General features: G+C 73.4%; 22 protein-coding genes. 18 read left to right on the plus strand and 4 right to left on the minus strand.

The window, feature by feature from the left end; translation table 11 throughout:
- The first annotated feature begins 4 nt into the window (after positions 1–4).
- Positions 5–1264 (plus strand): amidohydrolase, encoded by a 1260-nt coding sequence (locus GXP71_RS03505; RefSeq protein ID WP_162351523.1) that lies wholly within the window; start codon positions 5–7, stop codon positions 1262–1264.
- A gap of 151 nt (positions 1265–1415) precedes the next feature.
- Here the strand turns inward: GXP71_RS03505 and GXP71_RS03510 are convergent, their stop codons facing one another.
- Both GXP71_RS03510 and pgi read right to left on the minus strand, forming a co-directional pair.
- Complete coding sequence (locus GXP71_RS03510; protein WP_162351524.1) at positions 1416–2756, minus strand: pectate lyase; 1341 nt, start codon at positions 2754–2756, stop codon at positions 1416–1418.
- Between the two features lie 255 nt (positions 2757–3011).
- Entirely contained in the window at positions 3012–4682 is a 1671-nt protein-coding gene (gene pgi, locus GXP71_RS03515) for a glucose-6-phosphate isomerase (RefSeq protein ID WP_162351525.1), read from the minus strand.
- A gap of 207 nt (positions 4683–4889) precedes the next feature.
- On the opposite strand from pgi, the gene GXP71_RS03520 reads away from it, so the two are divergent.
- From GXP71_RS03520 to GXP71_RS03530, 3 genes are read left to right on the plus strand one after another with little or no spacing between them, the layout of a single operon-like run.
- Positions 4890–5459, plus strand: a complete 570-nt coding sequence (locus tag GXP71_RS03520) for a hypothetical protein (protein ID WP_162351526.1) — start codon at positions 4890–4892, stop codon at positions 5457–5459.
- The gene (locus tag GXP71_RS03525) at positions 5456–5992 is read left to right on the plus strand and encodes an OmpA family protein (protein ID WP_162351527.1); all 537 of its coding nucleotides are present in this window, start codon (positions 5456–5458) and stop codon (positions 5990–5992) included. Before GXP71_RS03520 ends, GXP71_RS03525 begins: the two co-directional genes overlap by 4 nt.
- Positions 5993–6026: 34 nt before the next feature.
- Positions 6027–6350 (plus strand): hypothetical protein, encoded by a 324-nt coding sequence (locus tag GXP71_RS03530; RefSeq protein WP_162351528.1) that lies wholly within the window; start codon positions 6027–6029, stop codon positions 6348–6350.
- Between the two features lie 98 nt (positions 6351–6448).
- On the opposite strand, the gene GXP71_RS03535 is transcribed toward GXP71_RS03530, so the two are convergent.
- Positions 6449–7501 carry an LLM class flavin-dependent oxidoreductase gene (locus GXP71_RS03535; RefSeq protein WP_162351529.1) on the minus strand — a complete coding sequence of 351 codons (1053 nt, stop codon included), beginning with the start codon at positions 7499–7501 and terminating at the stop codon, positions 6449–6451.
- Between the two features lie 225 nt (positions 7502–7726).
- Here GXP71_RS03535 and GXP71_RS03540 point away from each other — a divergent pair, with 225 nt between their 5' ends.
- The 9 genes from GXP71_RS03540 (at position 7727) to GXP71_RS20090 (ending at position 16742) form a co-directional block, all read left to right on the plus strand.
- Positions 7727–8914: an ROK family transcriptional regulator gene (locus GXP71_RS03540; RefSeq protein ID WP_162354186.1), complete on the plus strand. Its 1188-nt coding sequence runs from the start codon at positions 7727–7729 to the stop codon at positions 8912–8914.
- A gap of 92 nt (positions 8915–9006) precedes the next feature.
- Positions 9007–10326 carry an extracellular solute-binding protein gene (locus GXP71_RS03545; protein ID WP_238402715.1) on the plus strand — a complete coding sequence of 440 codons (1320 nt, stop codon included), beginning with the start codon at positions 9007–9009 and terminating at the stop codon, positions 10324–10326.
- Between the two features lie 115 nt (positions 10327–10441).
- Entirely contained in the window at positions 10442–11383 is a 942-nt protein-coding gene (locus GXP71_RS03550; protein WP_162351531.1) for a carbohydrate ABC transporter permease, read from the plus strand.
- A complete protein-coding gene (locus tag GXP71_RS03555) occupies positions 11380–12327 on the plus strand; it encodes a carbohydrate ABC transporter permease (protein WP_162351532.1) in 948 nt (315 codons plus the stop codon). Before GXP71_RS03550 ends, GXP71_RS03555 begins: the two co-directional genes overlap by 4 nt.
- A 1-nt stretch (position 12328) precedes the next feature.
- The gene (locus GXP71_RS03560; protein ID WP_162351533.1) at positions 12329–13288 is read left to right on the plus strand and encodes an ROK family protein; all 960 of its coding nucleotides are present in this window, start codon (positions 12329–12331) and stop codon (positions 13286–13288) included.
- Between the two features lie 40 nt (positions 13289–13328).
- Positions 13329–14111 (plus strand): glucosamine-6-phosphate deaminase, encoded by a 783-nt coding sequence (gene nagB, locus GXP71_RS03565; protein WP_162351534.1) that lies wholly within the window; start codon positions 13329–13331, stop codon positions 14109–14111.
- A gap of 50 nt (positions 14112–14161) precedes the next feature.
- The gene (locus tag GXP71_RS03570) at positions 14162–14530 is read left to right on the plus strand and encodes a DUF3039 domain-containing protein (protein WP_124344285.1); all 369 of its coding nucleotides are present in this window, start codon (positions 14162–14164) and stop codon (positions 14528–14530) included.
- Positions 14527–16341 carry a DEAD/DEAH box helicase gene (locus tag GXP71_RS03575; protein WP_162351535.1) on the plus strand — a complete coding sequence of 605 codons (1815 nt, stop codon included), beginning with the start codon at positions 14527–14529 and terminating at the stop codon, positions 16339–16341. Before GXP71_RS03570 ends, GXP71_RS03575 begins: the two co-directional genes overlap by 4 nt.
- Before the next feature lie 242 nt (positions 16342–16583).
- Complete coding sequence (locus GXP71_RS20090; RefSeq protein ID WP_168679405.1) at positions 16584–16742, plus strand: hypothetical protein; 159 nt, start codon at positions 16584–16586, stop codon at positions 16740–16742.
- 97 nt (positions 16743–16839) lie between these two features.
- On the opposite strand, the gene GXP71_RS03580 is transcribed toward GXP71_RS20090, so the two are convergent.
- A complete protein-coding gene (locus tag GXP71_RS03580) occupies positions 16840–18198 on the minus strand; it encodes a nicotinate phosphoribosyltransferase (RefSeq protein ID WP_162351536.1) in 1359 nt (452 codons plus the stop codon).
- Positions 18199–18265: 67 nt separating this feature from the next.
- On the opposite strand from GXP71_RS03580, the gene clpS reads away from it, so the two are divergent.
- The 5 genes from clpS to GXP71_RS03605 are packed head-to-tail and all read left to right on the plus strand — an operon-like array spanning position 18266 to position 21406.
- Positions 18266–18559: an ATP-dependent Clp protease adapter ClpS gene (clpS, locus tag GXP71_RS03585; RefSeq protein ID WP_124344637.1), complete on the plus strand. Its 294-nt coding sequence runs from the start codon at positions 18266–18268 to the stop codon at positions 18557–18559.
- Positions 18559–19188 (plus strand): DUF2017 domain-containing protein, encoded by a 630-nt coding sequence (locus tag GXP71_RS03590; RefSeq protein WP_162351537.1) that lies wholly within the window; start codon positions 18559–18561, stop codon positions 19186–19188. Before clpS ends, GXP71_RS03590 begins: the two co-directional genes overlap by 1 nt.
- 10 nt (positions 19189–19198) lie before the next feature.
- Positions 19199–20014, plus strand: coding sequence for a glutamate racemase (gene murI / locus GXP71_RS03595; RefSeq protein ID WP_162351538.1), 816 nt, complete (start codon positions 19199–19201; stop codon positions 20012–20014).
- Positions 20011–20799 carry an MBL fold metallo-hydrolase gene (locus tag GXP71_RS03600; RefSeq protein ID WP_162351539.1) on the plus strand — a complete coding sequence of 263 codons (789 nt, stop codon included), beginning with the start codon at positions 20011–20013 and terminating at the stop codon, positions 20797–20799. Before murI ends, GXP71_RS03600 begins: the two co-directional genes overlap by 4 nt.
- Before the next feature lie 58 nt (positions 20800–20857).
- Positions 20858–21406 (plus strand): hypothetical protein, encoded by a 549-nt coding sequence (locus tag GXP71_RS03605; RefSeq protein WP_162351540.1) that lies wholly within the window; start codon positions 20858–20860, stop codon positions 21404–21406.
- The last annotated feature ends 2 nt before the right edge of the window (positions 21407–21408 follow it).

A 21408-nucleotide genomic window follows, 5' to 3' on the forward strand; every position in this document is an offset into this window, starting at 1 on the left:
CGGCATGACCACCAGCACCTCGTCGTCGTCCCCTGCCCATCGTCCGGACCGCACCGTCGCGATCACCGGCGGCTACGTGGTGCCGGTGTCGGGGCCGCCGGTCGAGGGCGGCACGGTGCTCGTGCTCGACGGCCGGATCGCCGCCGTCGGGACGGACGTCGAGGTGCCCGAGGGGACGCGCGTGATCGACGCGACGGGTCGCTGGGTCCTGCCCGGGTTCATCGACGGGCACGCGCACGTCGGCCTGCACGAGGAGGGCGAGGGCGCCGCCGGCAACGACACCAACGAGATGGTCACGCCGAACACCGCGGGCGTCCGGGCGGTCGACGCCGTGAACATCGAGGACGAGGGCTTCCGCGACGCGCTCGTCGGCGGCATCACGGCGGTCGTCGTGAAGCCCGGCTCGGGCAACCCGATCGGCGGCCAGTCGGTCGCGATGAAGACGTGGGGCGGCCGCACGGTCGACGAGCAGGTGATCTCGGGGTCGGTGAGCGTGAAGTCGGCGCTCGGCGAGAACCCGAAGCGCGTGTACGGCGAGCGCAAGCAGCTCCCGTCGACGCGCCTCGGTACGGCGCTGGTCATCCGTGAGGCGTTCACCCAGGCCCGGCACTACGCCGCCGCACGGGCCGCCGCGGCGACCAAGGGTGAGCCGTTCAAGCCCGACCTCGCGCTCGAGACCCTGGCGCGCGTGCTCGACGGCGAGCTCGTGTGGGACCAGCACACGCACCGGCACGACGACATCGCCACGGCGCTGCGCCTCGCCGACGAGTTCGGCTACCGCCTCGTCGTGAACCACGGCACCGAGGCGCACAAGATCGCCGACGTGCTCGCCGAGCGCGACGTGCCGGTGATCTTCGGCCCCATGTTCACGAGCCGCTCCAAGGTCGAGCTCCGCGACCGCGCGATCGAGAACCTCGCCGCCATCGCGGCCGCGGGCGTGCGCGTCGCGATCACGACCGACCACCCGGTCGTGCCGATCAACTTCCTCGTGCACCAGGCGACGCTCGCGGTCAAGGAAGGGCTGCCGCGCCAGACCGCGCTCGAGGCGCTCACGACCAACCCGGCGTCCTTCTTCGGGCTCGACGGCCGCGTCGGTGCGCTCGAGCCCGGCCGCGACGGCGACGTCGTCGTGTGGTCCGGCGACCCGCTCGACGTGCACGCGCGCGCCGAGCACGTCCTCATCGACGGCCGCACGGTCTACACGTGGGACGAGGCCGCGCACCGCGGACGCGTGGTCGAGCGCGCGGAGCGATTCACGCGCTGACCGCACCGACGTCCGCCCACGACGGGCAGAGGTCGACCGGACGACGACCGGACGACGACGACCGACGGCACCGTCCCGGGAGCGTGGGACGGTGCCGTCGGTCGTGCGGGACGTCAGGCGGGACCGGTCACCGGTCCGCGCCGAGGTCGGCTCACCGGTACGTGATCGACGACGTCGAGTAGCCGCACGCGGCGGACGGTCCGGACGAGACCTTGCTCGGCTCGCCCGACGTCACGCCCTTGTACTCCTCGCAGATCGCGATCTTCTTCGACGAGTCGCCGATGATCGTGACGCCGCTGATCGTCGCCTTGTCGCCGAGGTTGGAGTTGATCCCGACCAGCGACTTGCCGGGCGCGGTCACCTGCACGTTCTGCACGACGACCGTGCGGGCGTACTGCTTGGAGCAGTTGCCGCACGAGCGGTAGAGCTTGCCGAAGTCGGAGACCTGGACGTTCTTGATGACGAACGTCCCGGGCCCGTTGTGCTGGAACACCTTGTCCGACGCGGAGCGCGCACCGCCGCCGTTCACGGTCATGACCTGCGACGACGAGGTGCCCTTGAACGTCGCGGCGTCCTCCTCGACGTCCTCCCACCACACGTTCTCGAGCGTGCACGTGCCGGTGCAGTGGACACCGTCGCCCGCACCCGAGCCGAGGATGACGTTCTTGAGGACGGCGCCGTCGGACAGCAGGAACATCGGGGGCTGCGACTCGCTCTGCCCGCCGGACGAGATGCCGTAGTAGCGGACCAGCCCGCCGTCGAGCGTGCCGCTCACGGTGATGGTCGACGACACCTTCTTCTCGCCCGTCGCCGTCGGCCACGACGGGAACGAGCCGGGGTTCGACGTGGTCGTGGGCTTCGGGGTGGAGGTGGCGGTCGCCGTGGGCTTCGGGGTCGACGTCGCCGTGGCCGTCGGCTTCGGCGTCGACGTCGCGGTCGGCGTGCTGCCCGAGCCGACCTTCACGAGCTGCCACTGCTGGTGGTACGACTTGCCGTCCGTGAGCTGCACGACGGCCGCGCCGGCGGACGTCGAGGCGCCGGCGATCGACACGACCTTGCCCGAGTTCCGGTTGACCAGGCGCACGTAGTCGCTCTGGTCGACGAGCGAGAACTGCTGCGACCAGCTGCTCTGGTCGGTCGCCTGGACCAGCGCCGCGCCGTCGGACGTGCTGGCCGACGCGACCGCGAGCACCTTGCCGGACGCGCGGTTGTGCAGCTCGTACCAGCCGCTGCCGACGGACACGAACTGCCACTGCTGCGACGGCGCGTCGGTGCGGTTCGCGGTCACGGCCGCGGCACCGTCGGACGTCGAGGCGCCCTGCACGTCGACGACCTTGCCGCTCTTGCGGCTGACGAGCACGTACGTCGCGCTGCCGTCGGGCGTCGCCGCGGACGCGGCGGGAGCGACGGCGAGGGCGGTCGCGGTGGCGAGCACGCCGGCGACGGCGAGTGCGACGGCCTGGCGGGCTCGGCGCGTGGGGCGGGATGTCATGGACGACCTCCGGGTGGGGGAAAGCGATTGCTGGGACACCCAACCACCGCAAATCGCCCAGCGGGAGCGCTATGAGATGTTTCTCATGGCTCTACCGGTCCAGACTTTCGATACCGCCTCCGACTGCGTCACGGGCTGTGCAGCGCCTGCCGCCGGTACCGCACGCACCTCGGCTGACCTGGGCAGATACCGGCCGCCGTGCGCAAAGGGCGCCGCCCGGCGATCCGGACGGCGCCCTCGGGGCAGACGGCGGGGTCAGCCGCGCAGCTCCAGGTACTTCGCGATGAGCGCCTTCGTCGACGGGTCCTGCGCGTCGAGCGCGGACGTGTCGCCCTCGACCGCGGGCGCGATCTCGAGCGCGAGCTTCTTGCCGAGCTCCACGCCCCACTGGTCGAACGAGTCGATGCCCCACACGACGCCCTGCACGAACGTGATGTGCTCGTACAGCGCGATCAGCTGTCCCAGCACGGACGGCGTGAGGGACGGCGCGAGGATCGACGTCGTGGGCCGGTTCCCGGAGAACACGCGCGCGGGCACGATGTCCTCGGCGGTGCCCTCGGCGCGCACCTCGTCCGCGGTCTTGCCGAACGCGAGGGCCTTCGTCTGCGCGAAGAAGTTCGCGAGGAAGAGCCCGTGCACGTCGGTCTCGCCGTCCTTCAGCGGGTGCGCGGGGTTGGCGACGGCGATGAAGTCCGACGGGATCAGGCGCGTGCCCTGGTGGATGAGCTGGTAGAACGCGTGCTGCCCGTTCGTGCCGGGCTCGCCCCAGAACACCTCGCCGGTCTGCGTCGTCACGGGGGAGCCGTCCCAGCGGACCGACTTGCCGTTCGACTCCATGGTCAGCTGCTGCAGGTACGCCGGGAAGCGGTGCAGGTACTGCGCGTAGGGGAGGACGGCGTGCGTGTGCGCGCCGAGGAAGTTGACGTACCAGACGTTGAGCAGGCCCATGAGGACGGGCACGTTCTGCGCGAACGGCGTCGTCGCGACGTGGGTGTCGACCGCGTGGAAGCCCGCGAGGAAGTCGCGGAACGCGTCGGGCCCGATCGCGATCGCGAGCGACGTGCCGATCACGGAGTCGACCGAGTAGCGGCCGCCCACCCAGTCCCAGAACCCGAACGCGTTCGCCGGGTCGATGCCGAACGCCGCGACCTTGTCGAGGGCCGTCGACACCGCGACGAAGTGCTGCGCGACGGCCGCGTTGCGCGCCTCGTCCGTGTCCTGGGTGCCGAGCTCGCGCCACAGCCAGTCGCGCGCGAGGCGCGCGTTGGTCAGCGTCTCGAGCGTGCCGAACGTCTTCGACGCGACGACGAACAGCGTCGTGCGCGGGTCGAGGCCCTTGACCTTCTCCGCCAGGTCGGTCGGGTCGATGTTCGACACGAACCGCACCTCGAGCCCGTCCTGCACGTACGGCTTGAGCGCCTCGTACGCCATGACCGGCCCGAGGTCCGAGCCGCCGATGCCGATGTTGACGACCGTGCGCACCCGCTCGCCGGTCACGCCCGTCCACTCGCCCGACCGGACGCGGTCCGCGAACGCGTACATCTTCGTGAGCTCGGCCTGGACGTCCGCGTCGACGTCCTGCCCGTCCACGACGAGCGCGGGCGACGCACCCGCGGGCCGGCGCAGCGCCGTGTGCAGCACCGCGCGGTCCTCGGTGACGTTGATGTGGTCGCCGCGCAGCTGCGCCTGCAGCCGGTCGCTCAGGCCGACCTCGTCGGCCAGACGGACCAGGAGCGCGAGCGTCTCGTCGGTGACGAGGTTCTTCGACAGGTCGACGTGCAGGTCGGCGAGCGGGAACGACAGCCGCTCCGCGCGCGCCGGGTCCGCGGCGAACCAGCCGCGCAGGTCGGCGTGCAGCTCGGACTCGTGCGCGGACAGGTCCTGCCACGCGCTCGTGCTGGTGGCGTCGATGGGGTGCGAGGACACGGGTCTCCCTCTCGGAGCGGGTGATGGGTGCGCGACCGCGCTGGCCGTCCCAACCTAGCCCGGGCGGCGACCCGCCCGCACAGGACGTCCGTCGGTCCTCGCGCTGGTCCGACCGGGTACGGTCGCGGTCCTCCGTCCGGGTGACCGGGCCGCGCGGCCGGTGGGACGCGCCGCGGGGGAACCGGACGGATCCGGCATCATCGACGGATGCCCCAGCGGACCCGCCCTCGCCCCGCGCGCCGTCGCGCGACGCTCGCCGCCCTGCTCGTGCTCGTCGCCCCGCTCGCGGCGTGCACCGGCGGGTCCGACCCGGAACCCGGCCCGACGAGCGCGACCCCGACCGCTGAGGCCGGCGGCGGGGGAGGCGGCACGGCCGCGGTCGTCGCGGAGGCGGAGGCGACGCTCCCGAAGGGCATCGGGACGGTCGACGTCGCGGTGCGCTCGCTCACCCTCGACGACAACGGCTCGACGATGACGCTGCGCGTGGCCTTCACGCCGCACCTGACGAACGCCGACGACGAGGTCTCGCTGTCGGAGATGAACGACTTCTTCTTCGTGCACCCGGTGCTCCTGGACCGGCAGAACCTCAAGCGCTACTCCGTGGTCGAGGGCGAGGGGGTCCAGGACTGGCTGACCAACGACGACGCCGTCACGCGCGACGGCGAGCCGCTGGAGTCGTGGTTCGTGTACGCGGCGCCCGAGGACGACATCGACGAGATCACCTTCACGATCGACGAGTGGTCGGTCGAGCTGCCCGCGATCCCGGTGGCGTCGTGAGCACGGTGCACCTCGCCGTCGCGGCGGCCCTCGCGCTCCCGCTGGTGGTCGTCCCCGCGGGCTACGTCGACCGGTCGGACGCCGCCGAGCCGTCGACGGCGAAGATCGAGAAGTCGATCGACCGCTACTCGACCGACGGGTCGGTCGAGGCCGTCGAGCCGCCCCAGCAGGAGGGCACCACGACGGTCCTGACGATCGGGTCGGACGTGCTGTTCGCGTTCGGCAGCGCCGACCTCGACCCCGCCGCGCAGGCCGCGGTCGAGCACCAGGCGCAGCAGGTGCCGCACGGCGCCGAGGTGTCGGTCGACGGGCACACCGACTCGCGCGGCGGCGACGCGATCAACCTGCCGCTGTCGAGCGCCCGCGCGGAGGCCGTCGCGGCGGTCCTGCGGTCGTCGCGGCCCGACCTCGTCCTCGCAGTCGGCGGCGCCGGGTCGAGCGAGCCGCTCGCGTCGGAGTACGCCGGCACGACGCCCGACCTGGAGGCGATGGCCCGCAACCGCCGCGTCGAGATCCGCTGGGCGACAGGCTGACGGGCCGTCCACGCGTGCGACGTAGGGTGACCCGGTGCACCGGATCCCCACCGCGCTGATCGCCGCGCTCACGCTCGTCGTCGGGTTCGCGGTCGCGCAGGCGACCGACGTGCGGGCGCTCGGCGGCGCGGTGCTCCTGGCCGGGGGCGCATGGTGCGCGGTGCGGTCGTGGCGCCGCGCGGGTCCGGTGCGGACCGTCGCGGTGCTCGTCGTCGCGGCTCTCTGCTTCGTCGTGTCGCACCTGCTCGCACCGCACCTGGGTGCCTGGCCGTCCGTCCTGCTCGTGGCCGTCGTGCTGGCTGCGGTGACGTGGACACTGGTCGACCGCCCGATGGCGCGCGTGCGCGCGCGGTCCTGACCGAGGCGCGGTCCTGACCGAGGCGCGGTCCTCCCCGAGGCGCAGTCCTGACCGAACCGCTGTCCGGACCGAGGCGCAGTCCTGACTGCTCCGCGCCGTCAGCCCAGCGCGTCCCGGACCAGCGGCGCGACGCGCGTGCCGAGCAGCTCGATCGCGTGCATCGACTCGGCGTGCGGCACGCCCGACAGGTCCATCTGGAACGCCTGCCGGTCGTGGTGCAGCACGCCGTGCAGCGCGACGATCCGCTCGGCGACCTCCTCGGGGTGCCCGACGAAGTAGGCGCCGCCGCGCGCGGCCTGCGACTCGAACGCGATCCGGTTGGGCTGCGCGAACCCGCGCTCGGACGCGATCCGGCGCAGGGAGTCGTGCCAGTACGGGTAGAAGAAGTCGCGCGCGGCGCGCGGGTCGTCGGCGACGAAGCCCATGCCGGCGACGGAGACGAACGGCTGCTCGGGGCGCCCGGGCCGCGTCGAGGCGGCGTAGGACTCGCGGTAGAGGTCGACGAGCGGCGCGAACGACGCGGGCTGGCCGCCGATGATCGCGTAGGACACGGGCAGGCCGAGCGCACCCGCGCGCGCCGACGAGCGGGGGTTGCCGCCGGTGGCGATGGCGATGCGCAGGTGCGGGCCGAGCCCGGGCTTGTCGAGCGGGCGGGGGAGGACGAGCGCGTCGTCGAGCGGCGCGCGGAACCGGCCCGTCCACGTCGTGCGCTCGTCCTCGTCGAGGCGCAGCAGCAGGCCGATCTTCTCGTCGAAGAGCGCGTCGTAGTCGTCGAGGGACGCACCGAACAGCGGGTAGGACTCGATGAACGAGCCGCGTCCGGCGAGCAGCTCGACCCGGCCGCCGGAGTAGAGGTCCATGGTCGAGAACTGCTGGTGCACGCGGACGGGGTCCTCGGTGGACAGCACGGTGACGGCGGAGCCGACGGTGATCCGCGACGTCTGCGCGAGCGCGGCGGCGATCACGGTCGCGGGGGAGGAGATCGCGTAGTCGGGGCGGTGGTGCTCGCCGATGCCGACGTAGTCGAGCCCGACGTCCTCGGCCAGGCGGATGCGCTCGAGGATCTCCCGCAGCCGCTGGGCGGGGGAGACCGTCGCGCCGGACGTGGGGTCGGGGTGGATGTCGCCGAACGTGTACAGGCCGAGCTCCATGCGTCGTCCAACGTGGGACGGCGCCGCGGTGTTCCGATCCGCGGCTACCACGATCGTGGCGTCGTCGCACGTCGGACGGTCTGGACACGCTCCCACCTCGGCAGATGTCGCCCGCGTGTCGCGCAGGACGACCGCGAGTCGGCCGTGTGAACGGTCGGTCACGATGTGGTCACGGTCACAGATGGACACTTGACCGAGATTAGTAAGGACGCTCTACTAACAAACGTGACGACGACCACCACGCCCGGCTCGGCAGCCGGCAGCGGGACCGCCCGGCCCGTCGGACGCGCGCTGCGTCCCACGGCCAAGGCGCTGCCCGAGCACGGTCGCGCGCACAACCGGTCGATGGTGCTCGCGCACCTCTTCCACGTCGGCCCGTCGTCGCGTGCCGACCTCGCGCGGAGCACGGGGCTCACGCGGGTCACCGTCTCGGGCCTCGTCGCGGAGCTCATCGCGGAGGGCCTCGTCGAGGAGCTCGGGGTCCGCGCCGAGGGCAAGGTGGGCAAGCCCGCGACGCTCGTCGGGATGCGCACCGAGGCGTACCAGGTCGTCGCGGTCGACCTGACCGACGACGCCCGCATGCACGGCGCGGTCATGAACCTCGACGGCTCCGTCGTCGCCCGGCGCTCCGTGCCGCTCGACGGTCGCACGGGGGAGGACGCGGTCCAGCTGCTCGACGCGCTGTGCCGCGACCTGCTCGGTGCCGCGCAGCGGACCGTCATCGGCGTCGGCATCGCGTCGCCCGGTGTCATCGACCCCGCGGGCGTCGTCGTCCAGGCGCCCAACCGGGGCTGGTACGGCGTGCCGCTCGCTGCGCGCCTCACCGACTCGCTCGGCGTCCCCGTGCACGTCGCGAACGACGCCAACACGCGCGCGCTCGCCGAGTTCACGTACGGCGACGCGAGCGGCAAGGGCACGATCGTCGTGACCGTCGGGCAGGGCGTCGGCGCGGGCATCGTCGTCGACGGCGCCCTCGTCCTCGGCCGGCACCACGCCGCGGGCGAGATCGGCCACGTCACGGTCCTCGACGGCGACACCCCCGAGCGGCCCGCGCCGTGCGCGTGCGGGCGCGAGGGCTGCCTCGAGACCGTGCTCTCCGTCCCCGCGCTGCGCCGCCGCACCGCAGGACGCGACCCCCAGGACTCCGACGCCGAGCTGGCGTCGGTCGGACGGCTGCTGGGCATCGCCCTCGCACCCGTCGTCAGCGCGCTCGACCTCGCGGAGGTCCTGCTCTCCGGCCCCTCGGAGCTGCTGGACGGCCCTCTCCGCGAGTCGGCGCTCGCCACCCTCCGCACCCGCACCATGCCCGTCATCGGCGACGGGCTGGCGCTGCGGATGGGCTCACTCGACGAGGACGGGACCCTCGCCGGCGCGACGGTCCTCGTCCTGTCAGGTCAGCTCGGGGTCACGTGACGACCCCGAGCCGACCCGTTGCAGTCGGAATCACCACCCCGGCGACGCCGTTCGGCGCTCGCCTCGCTCACGGGAGGAACCCCAACGTGAAGATGCTACGTTTCGCGGCCGTCGGCGTGGCAGCCGCGCTCACCCTGACGGCGTGCAGCCAGGGCGACGAAGGCTCGGACGACGCGACCGACAACGGCACCCCGGCGCCCGCCACGATCAAGCTGTGGCTCAACGGCACCGACACGGGTGACGCGCTCCGCGAGTACCTCGTGACGACGTTCGAGAAGGAGAACCCCGGCTCGAAGCTCGTCATCGAGGAGCAGGACTGGAGCGGCCTCGTGCCGCGCCTGCAGACCGCCCTCGCCTCCGAGGAGCAGACCCCGGACGTCGTCGAGATCGGCAACACCCAGTCCGCGACGTTCACCTACGCGGGCGCGTTCTCGGACATCAGCGACCTGTACGAGGAGGTCGGCGGCGCCAAGCTGCTCGACGGCTTCGTCGAGGCGGGCAAGGTCGACGGCAAGAACTACGCGCTGCCGTACTACTCGGGCGCTCGCGCGGTGTTCTACAACAAGGACATGTTCGCCGCCGCGGGCGTCGAGGTCCCGACGACGATCCAGGAGTTCGGCGAGGCCGCCAAGAAGCTGCAGTCCGACGCGGTCTCGGGCTTCTGGTTCCCCGGCCAGGACTGGTACAACGGCGCGACGTGGCTCTACACCGCGGGCGGCGACTTCGCGGTGCAGGACGGCGACCAGTGGAAGGGCGCGCTGTCCGACCCCAAGTCGGTCGAGGGTCTCGAGCAGGTCGCCGACCTGTTCGCGAACGCGACCAACGCGCCGGCCGACGCCGACTCGAACGAGCCGTGGGTCCCGTTCAACGCGGGCCAGGCGGCGATGTTCTCCGCGCCGACGTGGGCGCGCTGGAGCATCGACCTGCCGCAGTGCAACAAGGGCGTCGACCCCGACGACACCTCCGACGAGGCCAAGGCGCTGCGCGGTGAGCAGCAGGCCTGCAACGAGGAGCACACCGGCATCTTCGCGATGCCCGGCAACACCAAGGGCGAGTTCGCCACGGCCTTCGCGGGCGGTTCCAACATCGCGGTCGCCGCGAAGTCCAAGAACCAGGAGCTCGCGAAGAACCTCGTCCGCATCATCTACTCGCCCGAGTTCCAGGAGATGCTCGGCCAGAACGGCCTCATCCCGGGCAACACCGAGTACACGTCGTCGATGGGTGACGACGTCTACGCCCAGGCCGCGGTCTCGGCCGCGATCAACGCCAAGCTGACGCCGGCTGCCGAGAAGTGGGCCGACGTCGAGGGCGACCGCATCCTGGAGGACTTCTTCCAGCAGATCGCCACGGGCACCCCCGTCGAGCAGGCCGCGGCGGACGCGGACAAGCTCCTCGAGGACACGCTCAACTGATCCACCGGCCGGCCGGGCCCCGCCACGTGCGGACCCGGCCGGCCCCGGTCAGGCGCGGCCGGGCCGCCGGTGCACAGCCCCGGCCCGGCCGCACCCTGCGAAGGAGCCTTCCCGCATGGCAGCCACCGCCCTCGCGACGGACGCGCCCGACGCCCCGGCCGCACCGGTCCGCCGTCGCCGCCCCCGGCTCGGCGTCTACGGACTCCTGGTCCCCGCCGCCGCCGTCATCGCCGTCGCCCTCGGCTACCCCCTCGTCCGGCAGTTCGTCATCTCCTTCCAGGAGTACGGGCTGCGCCAGCAGTTCGGCCAGCCCGCCGAGTGGGTCGGCCTGCAGAACTACACCGACCTGCTGTCCGACCCCTACGTGTGGACGGTCATCGCCCGGTCCATCGCGTTCTGCCTCGTCAACGCGGCCGTCACGATGGTGATCGGCATGGCCCTCGCGGTGCTCATGTCGCGCGTCGGCCGAGCGGCGCGCACCGCGCTGCAGGTCTCGCTGCTCCTCGCCTGGGGCACGCCGGTCCTCGCGTCGATGACGGTGTGGCAATGGTTGTTCGACACGCAGTACGGCGTCATCAACTGGGTGCTCGTGCACGTCTTCGGCATCGACTCGATGGCCGGGCACTCGTGGATCGTCCAGCCGGCGTCGTTCTACGTCGTCGCGACCGTGATCGTCGTGTGGATGTCGGTGCCGTTCGTCGTGTTCTCCGTCTACGCGGGCCTGCTGCAGGTCCCGGAGGAGACGATGGAGGCCGCGCAGCTCGACGGTGCCTCCGCACGGCAGCGGTTCTGGAGCATCACGATCCCGATCATGCGGCCCGTCCTGTCGATCGTCCTGCTGCTGCAGGTGATCTGGGACCTCAAGGTGTTCACGCAGATCTACGTCCTGCAGCGCGCCGGAGCGCCCACGCGGGACACCAACCTGCTCGGCACCCTCATCTACTCGTACTCGGACGAGTTCTCGAAGGCCGGCGCGCTGGCCACGATCATGCTCGTCATCACGCTCGCCCTGACCGGGTTCTACATCCGGCAGATGCTCAAGGAGGACGAGCTGTGAGCGCGCTCGCCACACCCCCCGCCCCCGCGCCGCACGGCGTGCCCGACCCCGCCGCGACCGACGCGGTCGCCCGCACCGCACCCCGCCGACGCGCGTCGGCGGACTCCGGCCGGACGCAGAGCCCGCTCGCGCGGCGCCTGCTCGGCCTGGTCGCCGTGCTCGTCGCGGTCGTCTGGGTGTTCCCGGTCTACTGGATGATCAACAGCGCGTTCCTGCCGCTCAACAAGCTCCAGGCGCCGGACCCGACGTTCCTGCCGCTCGGCGGCACGTGGTCGAACTTCCGCCGGGTCGTGAACGACGACTCGTTCTGGGCGTCGATGCGCGTGTCCCTGTCGGTCGTCGTGATCGTGCTGGTCGCCGCGCTGCTGTTCGCGTTCCTCGCGGCGCTCGCGGTGAGCCGGTTCCGCTTCAAGGGCCGCAAGTCGTTCATCCTCACGATCCTCGTCGTGCAGATGATCCCGGCCGAGGGCCTGTTCATCTCGCAGTACCAGCTGCTCGACGGCTGGGACCTGGTGAACCGCGTCGGGGGCCTCGCGCTCGTCTACACGGCGGCGATCCTGCCGTTCACGATCTGGATGCTGCGCGGCTTCGTCGCGGGCGTGCCGATCGAGCTCGAGGAGGCCGCGATGGTCGACGGGCTCTCCCGCACCGCCGCGTTCTTCCGCATCACGTTCCCGCTGCTCGCCCCCGGCCTGGTCGCCTCCGGCGTCTACGGGTTCCTGCAGGCGTGGAACGAGTACACCCTGGCCCTCGTCGTCATGACCGACCCCGCCCAGCGCACCCTGCCGCTGTGGCTCCAGGGTCTGGTCGAGGCGAACCGGGCGACCGACTGGGGTGTGGTCATGGCCGGAGCGGCGATCATCGCCGTCCCCGTGATCGTGTTCTTCCTGTTCGTGCAGGGGAAGATGACGTCCGGCCTGGTGGCGGGCGCGGTGAAGGGCTGACGTGGACGTGCGGGTGAGGTCCGGCGGCTGGTCCGTCGGGCTGGACATCGGGGGCAGCAAGGTCCTGGGAGTGGCGCTCGACCCGTCGGGCGTCGTCCGGCACCAGGTGAAGGCGGGGACCGTGCGCGGCCTCGACGGCGTGGTCGCGGGTGCGGTCGCGGCGGTCGAGCAGCTCGCGGGCCGCGCGGGCGTGGCGGTGGGCGACCTCGTGGGCGTCGGTCTGGGCCTGCCGGGCGTCGTCGACGTCGCCGCGGGCACCGTCGAGCACGCGGTCAACCTGGGCATCGACGAGAGCGTCGCCCTCGCGGCGCTGGTCGCCGACCGCCTGGGATCCGTCCCCGTGCGCCTGGAGAACGACCTCAACGCGGCCGTGGTGGGTGCGGCGCGGTTCGTCGAGCCGCACGCGGACGGTGCGCAGCACGACCTCGCGTTCCTCGCGCTCGGCACCGGCATGGCGGCCGGGCTGCTGCTCGACGGCCGGCTGCGGCGCGGCTCGCAGGGCGCGGCGGGGGAGATCGGGCACCTGACGTTCGTGCCCGACGGCCTGCCGTGCAAGTGCGGCCAGGTCGGCTGCCTCGAGCAGTACGCGTCGGGCTCCGCGCTCGACGCCGCGTGGCCCAGCCGCACGGGCGCCCCCGCGCCGGCCGAGGTGTTCGCGGCGGCCGCCGCGGGCGACCCGCGGGCCGTCGAGCTGCGCGACCAGTTCGCCGCCGCGGTCGCCGCCGCGGTCCGCGTGCTCGTGCTCACGTGCGACGTGCGGCACGTCGTGGTCGGCGGCGGGGTGAGCGCCGTGGGTGCGCCGCTGCTCGACGCCGTCCGCGCCGTGCTCGACGCGGCCGCCGGCACGTCCCCGTTCCTGGCGTCGATGCGGCTCGCGGCGCGGGTGACGCTCGCGCCGGAGGGGGTGCCCGTCGGTGCCGTCGGCGCGGCGCTCGTCGGACGCGGGGAGCACGACGCATGACTCGCCGTGGCATTGCCGCGGCCCGACAGGAGGACAGCTGATGGAGGTCGTCATCGCGCCCGCGGCGCAGCTCGCGGTGATCGCGGCCGACGCGGTCGAGCGGCTGCTGCGCGCGCGTCCGACGGCGGTGCTCGGGCTCGCGACGGGCTCGAGCCCGCTGGCCGTCTACGACGAGCTCGCACGCCGGCACGCCGACGACGGGCTGTCGTTCGCGCACGCACGGGCGTTCATGCTCGACGAGTACGTCGGCCTGCCTGCCGACCACCCGGAGCGGTACCGCAACGTCATCGAGAAGGAGATCGCGTCGCGCGTCGACTTCGCCGAGGGCGCGGTGCAAGGGCCGGACGGTCTCGCGCAGGACGTGCCCGCGGCGTGCGCGGCGTACGAGCAGGCGATCGCGGACGCGGGCGGGGTCGACCTGCAGATCCTGGGCATCGGCACCGACGGGCACGTCGCGTTCAACGAGCCGGGGTCGTCGCTCGCGTCGCGGACCCGCATCAAGACGCTCACGCGCCAGACCCGCGAGGACAACGCGCGGTTCTTCGGCGGCGACGTCGACCAGGTCCCGACGCACTGCCTCACGCAGGGGCTCGCGACGATCATGGCGGCGCGGCACCTGGTGCTGCTGGCGACCGGCCGGGGCAAGGCCGAGGCGGTGCACCAGCTCGCCGAGGGTCCGGTGAGCGCGATGTGGCCGGCGACGGTCCTGCAGCACCACCCGCACGTCACGGTGCTCGTGGACGACGCCGCAGCGTCGCGCCTGCAGCTCGCGGACTACTACCGCGAGACGTACGCCGCGAAGCCCGGCTGGCAGGGTCTCTAGGGGCGGTGTCGATCCCGGTGGCGTCGGGGGCGCGACGTAGACTCCTGCGCATGACCGAACCCCTCCCGCCGACCGGCCCCGCCGACCCGAACGACCCGGGCCAGGGCACGTCGACGAGCGTGCTCGAGCGCCAGGAGACGCACGAGCAGGTCGAGCCGGGCGACCACGAGCGCTTCGCGCACTACGTGCGTAAGGAGAAGATCATGGAGTCCGCGATGAGCGGCAAGCCCGTGATCGCGCTCTGCGGCAAGGTCTGGGTCCCGGGCCGGGACCCGAACAAGTTCCCGGTCTGCCCCGTCTGCAAGGAGATCTACGAGGGGCTGCGCGACCCGCAGGACGGTGAGGGTGCGTCCGGTGACGGCGGCTCCGAGGGCTCGGGCGGGGGTCGTCGCTGGGGCTTCGGCCGCGGCGGCAAGTGAGCGCGGCCGCACGCCCGTCCTCCACCACGTCCCACGCGTCCACGTCGGCGGCCTCCCACCTGCCGCCGGCGTTCCCCGGGCGTGCGCCGTGGGGGACCGCGGGCAAGCTGCGTGCGTGGCAGGCCGAGGCGCTGGAGCTGTACCGGGAGCGCTCGCCGCGTGACTTCCTCGCGGTCGCGACGCCCGGGGCGGGCAAGACGACCTTCGCGCTCCGCATCGCGACCGAGCTGCTCGAGGCCCGTGTCGTGCGCCGCGTCACGGTCGTGGCGCCGACGGAGCACCTGAAGAAGCAGTGGGCCGACGCCGCGGCACGCGTCGGGATCCGGCTCGACCCGAACTTCTCGAACGCGCAGGGCCGGCACGGGCACGGGTTCGACGGGGTCGCCGTCACGTACGCGCAGGTCGCGTCGAAGCCCGCGCTGCACGCGGCGCGGACCACGGCCGAGCGCACGCTGGTCATCCTCGACGAGGTGCACCACGGCGGCGACGCGCTGTCGTGGGGCGACGCGGTCCGGGAGGCGTTCGAGGACGCGACCCGGCGTCTCGCGCTCACCGGCACCCCGTTCCGCTCCGACACGGCGGCCATCCCGTTCGTGCAGTACGCGCGCGACCACGAGGGGATCCGCCGGAGCGTCGCGGACTACACCTACGGCTACGGCGACGCGCTGCGCGACCACGTCGTGCGGCCCGTGATCTTCCTGTCCTACAGCGGCTCGATGCGCTGGCGGACGCGCGCAGGCGACGAGGTGAGCGCCCGCCTCGGCGAGCCGCTGACCAAGGACATGACCGCGCAGGCGTGGCGGACCGCGCTCGACCCGAACGGCGAGTGGATCCCCAGCGTCCTCGCGGCCGCCGACCGGCGGCTCACCGAGGTGCGGCGGGCGGTGCCGGACGCGGGCGCGATGATCATCGCGACCGACCAGACCGACGCGCGCGCCTACGCGGGCCACCTGGCGCGGCTGACAGGGGAGTCGCCCACGGTCGTGCTGTCCGACGACGACGGCGCGAGCGACCGGATCGACGAGTTCTCCGCGAGCGACTCGCGCTGGCTCGTCGCGGTGCGCATGGTGTCCGAGGGTGTCGACGTGCCGCGTCTCGCGGTCGGCGTCTACGCGACGAGCACCGCCACGCCGCTGTTCTTCGCGCAGGCCGTCGGGAGGTTCGTGCGCGCCCGCAAGCGCGGCGAGACGGCGTCGGTGTTCCTGCCGTCGGTCCCGCAGCTGCTGGGTCTCGCGAGCAGCCTCGAGCTCGAGCGGGACCACGCCCTGGACCGGCCGCAGACCGCCGAGGAGCAGGGCCTCGAGTACAACCCCGAGGACGCGCTCCTCGCGGCTGCGAACGCGGAGCAGAACGGCCCTGACGCGGTCGGGCCGGACGGCAAGCAGGGCACGTTCGAGGCGCTCGAGGCGCAGGCGTCCTTCGACCGCGTGCTGTTCGACGGTGGCGAGTTCGGCACCGAGGCGGCAGTCGGCTCGGACGAGGAGCTCGACTTCCTCGGCCTGCCCGGGCTGCTGGACGCCGACCAGGTGTCGGCGCTGCTGCGGCAGCGGCAGGCGGACCAGCTCAAGGGCAAGCGTCGCCCGGCGGCGTCGGAGCCCGCGCCCGAGATGGACCACCGCAAGCAGGCGGAGCTGCGCAAGGAGCTCGCGCAGCTGGTCGGGGCCTGGTCGCGGCGCAGCGGGCAGCCGCACGGCGCGGTGCACGCCGAGCTCCGTCGGCGGTGCGGCGGGCCGGAGGTCGCGCTCGCGGACCCGGCGCAGCTCACGGCTCGTGTCGCGATGCTGCGCGGCTGGTTCGTCGGCAAGAAGTGACGTCCGTTACGCCTCGGTAGCGTGACCAGACAACCCCCGTCTCACCATGCGAGACGGTGACAAATCCCTCATCTGTGCAGGTCAGAGCCCTGGACGCGCGACCACATAGCAGCGACCGGTGTGCGCGCAACTCGTCCTCTCGGCGTGCGGAGCCGTCACCCGTTCGGCAGCCTCGTCCTCGTGCTTCACGGCGCCGGGTTCCCCCGGACGCTCACGGTGACCACGTAGAAAGGGGTCGCACCATGCCCAGCTGGCTCATCCTCGTCCTCGTCGGAGCGGTTCTCCTCATCCTCGGCTTCGCCGGGGTCGGTGAGTTCCTCCTGTGGATCGGTATCGCCGTCCTGGTCGTCAGCCTGATCCTCGGCCTGGTCGGCCGCGGCCGCGGCCGCGCCCGGATCTGACCGGGCCGCGGCGCGGGTGGCGGGGGCCTAGCCCCCCTGCGCTCCCGCCCCGCGTCCGCGGCCTGGTCCTCGCGCAGCGGTCTGGCCGGACGGTCCCTCAGTCCCGTCCGGCCAGCCGCAGCGTCACGGTCGGCACCGCGGCCTCGTCGGCCGACAGCCGTCGCGCTCCGCGCGGCAGCTCGTCCCGCGAGGCGCGGTGCCGATCCCGCGCCCGGCGCACCCCCTGCGGACCCGTCCACGACAGGTCCACCTCCCCGCCGGTCACGAGCGGCACGTGCAGCGCACGCAGCTCGCCGCCCTCGGGCTCCCACGACGCGACCGCCTGGTCCGGTCCCGTCACCAGCACCTCCTCGACGGCCCGCCCGTCCGGCCCCCGCCGCCGCGCCGCCGTCTTGCGGCCCCCGACGCTCGTCTTCGCCGACGACCTCTTCTCGACCGGCGCGAGCGCACCGTCCCGCCCTTCGCGGGCCACGAGCTTGTAGACCATGCCGCACGTCGGCGCCCCCGAGCCGGTCACGACCGACGTCCCGACGCCGTAGACGTCCACCGGTGCCGCGGCCAGCGCGGCGATCGCGTACTCGTCGAGGTCCGACGTCACCACGATCCGCGTGTCGTGCGCTCCCGCCGCGTCGAGCTGCGCGCGCACCTCCTGCGCCAGCACTCCCAGGTCTCCCGAGTCGAGCCGCACCGCACCCAGACCGGTGCCGGCCGCGGCGAGCGCGAGCTCGACGCCGCGCTTCACGTCGTACGTGTCGACCAGGAGCGTCGTGCCGGGTCCCTGGGCCGCGACCTGCGCCGCGAAGGCGGCCTCCTCGTCGTCGTGCAGCAGCGTGAACGCGTGCGCCGCCGTGCCGATCGTGTCGAGGCCGTAGCGGCGCCCCGCCTCGAGGTTCGACGTGGCCGCGAAGCCCGCGACGACCGCGGCCCGAGCCGCCGACACCGCGGCCTCCTCGTGCGCGCGCCGCGCGCCCATCTCCAGCACCGGCCGGTCCACCGCGGCGCTCGTCATGCGCGAGGCCGCCGACGCGACCGCCGAGTCGTAGTTGAGGATCGACAGCGCGAGCGTCTCGAGCAGCACGGCCTCGGCGAACGTGCCCTCGACGACGAGGAGCGGCGACTGCGGGAAGAACACCTCACCCTCGGCGTACCCGCGGATCGACCCCGTGAACCGGTAGTCCGCGAGGAACGCGAGCGTCGCGTCGTCGACGACGCCCTCGTCGGAGAGCCAGTCGAGCTCGCGCGACGTGAACCGGAACGCGGGCAGCGCCTCGAGCAGCCGACCCGTCCCCGCGACGACGCCGTACCGGCGGCCGGGCGGCAGCCGGCGCGTGAAGACCTCGAACACGCAGCGGCGGTGCGCAGTGCCGTCGGCGAGCGCCGCCTGCAGCATCGTGAGCTCGTAGCGGTCGGTGAGCAGCGACGTCACGGGGACGGCGGCGGGCTGCGGCTGCGTCATGCGGCCAACGTAGGGCGCCCGGGACCGGGCGGCGCGCCCGGCGCGCACGGGCACCTACAGTGGTCGGGTGCCCGTCCAGACCGCGCCCGACGAACGCGTCGAGGCCGCCGAGCAGGCGGCCGTCGCCGACCCGTGGGTCACCATCGTGTGGAACGACCCCGTCAACCTCATGTCGTACGTGACCTACGTGTTCGAGACGTACTTCGGCCACCCCCACGAGAAGGCCGAGAAGCTCATGCGCCAGGTGCACGAGGAGGGGAGGGCGGTCGTGTCGAGCGGGTCGCTCGAGGGCATGGAGGTCGACGTGCAGGCGATGCACGGGTTCGGCCTGTGGGCGACGCTGCAGCGCAGCGGGGTCTGATGCGCGCGTTCACCGAGAAGCACGGCGCGTTCGTCGCCCGGCTCGACGCCGCGGAGCGCGAGGTCGTCGCGGCGCTCGTCGCGGACGTCGCGCAGCTGCTGGGCGCGCCGCGGTTCGACGAGGCCGGTCCGGCCGCCGCGCCCGCGGGCCCGCTGCTGCGCACCGAGCGGATCCCGCCACCGCAGGACCCGGCGGTGCGACGGCTGCTGCCCGACGCGTCGCAGGACGACCCGGACGTCGCGGCCGAGTTCCGCCGGCTGACCGAGGACGACCTGCGGGCGCGCAAGGTCGCGCGCCTCGGGGTGATGTGGACGCTGCTGACGACGCCCGGCGACGGCCGGCGGCACGACCTCCTCACGGTCGCCCCGAAGGACGCGCCCGAGCTCGCGGCGGCCATCACGGACCTGCGGCTCGTGCTCGCCGAGCGGCTCGACGTGCGGACGGACCAGGACGCCGAGTCGCTGTACGACGTCCTGTCCGACGACGCGCAGGGGCAGGACGTCGACGTCCGGCGCTATCTCGTGTCGCTGTACGGCGCGCTGAGCTGGCTGCAGGAGTCGCTGGTCGGGCTCATGCTCGAGCACGCGCGGCGCGGCGGGGCGTCCGGCCGCCCCGCGCACGAGGGTTAGGCTCTCGCCCGTGAACGACGCCCCCCTCGGCATCTTCGACTCCGGCGTCGGCGGTCTCACGGTGGCACGGTCCATCCTCGACCAGCTGCCGCACGAGTCCACGCTCTACATCGGCGACACGCTCAACACCCCGTACGGTCCGAAGCCGCTCGCCGCGGTGCGCGCGCACGCGCTCGAGGTCATGGACGACCTGGTCGACGCGGGCGTGAAGCTGCTGGTCATCGCGTGCAACACCGCGTCGGCCGCGATGCTCCGGGACGCGCGCGAGCGGTACACGCTGCGCCGCGGGATCCCCGTCGTCGAGGTGATCCTCCCCGCCGCCCGACGCGCGGTCGCCGCGACGCGGACCGGCCGGATCGGCGTCATCGGCACCCGCGCGACCGTCGAGTCCCGGGCCTACGACGACGCGTTCGCCGTCGCGCCCGGCGTGACGCTCACCACGCAGGCGTGCCCCCGGTTCGTCGAGCTCGTCGAGGCCGGCATCACGTCGGGGCCCGAGGTGCTGGCGGTGGCCCGCGAGTACCTCGAGCCCGTCAAGGAGGCCGGCGTCGACACGCTCGTCCTGGGCTGCACGCACTACCCGCTGCTGACCGGCGCGATCTCGTACGTCATGGGCGACGAGGTCACGCTCGTGTCGAGCGCCGAGGAGACCGCGAAGGACGTGTACCGGACGCTCGTCGCGCACGACCTCGAGCGCGACGCCGCGGCGGGCCCGCCGACGCACCGCTTCCTCGCGACGGGCGACCCGGACTCGTTCCACGCCCTCGCGCGCCGCTTCCTCGGCCCCGAGGTCGGGTCCGTCGAGTCACGGATGGCCCTGCGATGAGGCTCGTCGTCGTGGGCTGCGCGGGCTCGTTCCCCGGCCCCGACGCTGCCGCGTCCGGCTACCTCGTGCAGGCCGACGACGCCGACGGGCGCACGTGGACGGTCCTGCTGGACCTCGGCAACGGCGCGCTCGGCCCGCTCCAGCGGTACGGCGACCCGACCCGGATCGACGCGATCGGCCTGTCCCACCTGCACGCGGACCACGTCGCCGACATGGTCGTGCTCAACGTGCTGCGGAGGTACCACCCCGACGGTGCGCTGCCCCCGGTCGACGTGCACGGACCCGAGGGGACCGCGCAGCGGCTCACGCAGATCGCGGGCGGCGACCCGGCGACAGACGTCGGCGGCCAGTTCACGTTCCACGCCTGGGACCCGTCGACGCCCGTCGTCGTGGGCCCGCTGACGCTGACGCCGGTGCCCGTCGAGCACCCGGTCCCCGCCTTCGGGATCCGGGTCGCCGGCCCGTCCGACGCGGACCCGTCGACGACCGTCACCCTCGCCTACACCGGCGACACCGACGCGTGCGCCGGTCTCGACACGCTCGCGGACGGTGTCGACCTGCTGCTCGCCGAGGCGGCGTTCGTCGAGGGGCGCGACGACGCCGTGCGCGGCGTGCACCTCACGGGCCGGCGTGCGGGCGAGGCCGCGGCGCGGGCCGGTGCACGCCGGCTCGTCCTCACGCACATCCCCGCCTGGAACGACCCGCAGGTCGCGGTCGCGGAGGCCCGCTCGGCCTACGACGGTCCCGTCGCGCTGGCCCGCCCGGGCGACGTGCACACGCTCTGACGCGACACCCGCCGGACGGTCCCCGCGCGGGCTGCCGCGGCTGGCACGCTGTGCGGTCATGCGCACCCGTACCGTCCGCACGCCCGTCGGACCGTCCTTCGACGTCGCCGTGCAGTGGGCACCCCGGTGGGCCCGCGTGTTCCGTCGGCTGCGTCGGGCGCACCGCCGCAGCCGCGAGGGCGCGGACGTCGCGTTCGAGGGCGTCGGCGAGCTGGCCGGCGGTCTCGACGACCTCGGCGGGGTGTTCGTGTGGATCGTCGGGGCGGTCGCGTTCGTCCTCGGCGTGCTGCTCGTCTGGCTGTTCCTCGTGCCCCTGCTGCTCGTCGTGCTCGACCTGCTCGTCGTGGTCGTCGTCCTCGTGCTCGCGTTCCTCGGGCGGCTCCTGCTGCGTCGCCCGTGGACCGTCGCGGTGACGCCGGCCGGCGACGACGACACCCCCGTGGCGCTCGCCGACGTCATGGGCTGGAACCGCGCGCTGCGCGTCCGTGACGCGATCGGGGGACGCCTCGCGGCCGGGGCCCCGCCCGCGCAGGCCGTGCTCGACGTCGCGCTCGGCGACAAGGCGGTGACCGCCCGCGTCGCGGGGGGCGTGGGCCTGCGCGGTTAGGC

The sequence above is a fragment of the Cellulomonas sp. H30R-01 genome (genome assembly GCF_010119915.1).
GTDB lineage: Bacteria > Actinomycetota > Actinomycetes > Actinomycetales > Cellulomonadaceae > Cellulomonas > Cellulomonas algicola.